Genomic DNA, 706 nt, shown 5'->3' on the forward strand with positions numbered 1-706 from the left:
CGGCGCCGCGCTTGGTCATGTTGACGAGATGAGCCACGACATCGCCGTCGATCTCCTTCGGATTGACGAAATGCGTCATGCCGAACTTCTCGCCCCAGGCTCGTCTGTCGTTGTTCAGGTCGACGCCGATGATCATGTCGGCGCCGGCAAGGCGCAGGCCCTGGATGACGTTGAGGCCGATGCCGCCGAGGCCGAAGACTACCGCCGTCGCGCCTTGCTCGACCTTGGCCGTGTTGATCACCGCGCCGATGCCGGTGGTGACGCCGCAGCCGATGTAGCAGATCTTGTCGAACGGGGCGTCGGCATTGACCTTGGCCACCGCGATCTCGGGCAGCACGGTGAAGTTGGAAAAGGTCGAGCAGCCCATGTAGTGGAACAGCTTGTCCTTGCCGATCGAGAAGCGCGAGGTGCCGTCGGGCATCAAGCCCTGTCCCTGCGTGGCACGGATGGCGGTGCACAGATTGGTCTTGCGCGACAGGCAGGACGGGCACTGCCGGCATTCCGGCGTGTAGAGCGGGATGACATGGTCACCCTTCCTGACCGAGGAGACGCCCTTGCCGATGTCGACGACGATGCCGGCGCCCTCATGACCGAGGATCGCCGGAAACAGGCCTTCCGGGTCGGCGCCCGACAGCGTGAACTCGTCGGTGTGGCAGATGCCGGTTGCCTTGATCTCGACCAGCACCTCGCCATCACGGGGACCTTC

1 protein-coding gene is annotated in these 706 nt (G+C 64.4%); it reads right to left on the reverse strand.

Features of this window, described 5'->3' with window-relative positions; genetic code table 11:
* The coding region (locus NKJ23_RS34520) for an alcohol dehydrogenase catalytic domain-containing protein (protein WP_352685194.1) at positions 1–706 on the reverse strand (706 nt) is incomplete at both ends.

This window comes from Mesorhizobium sp. M0184 (assembly GCF_040322215.1).
GTDB lineage: Bacteria > Pseudomonadota > Alphaproteobacteria > Rhizobiales > Rhizobiaceae > Mesorhizobium.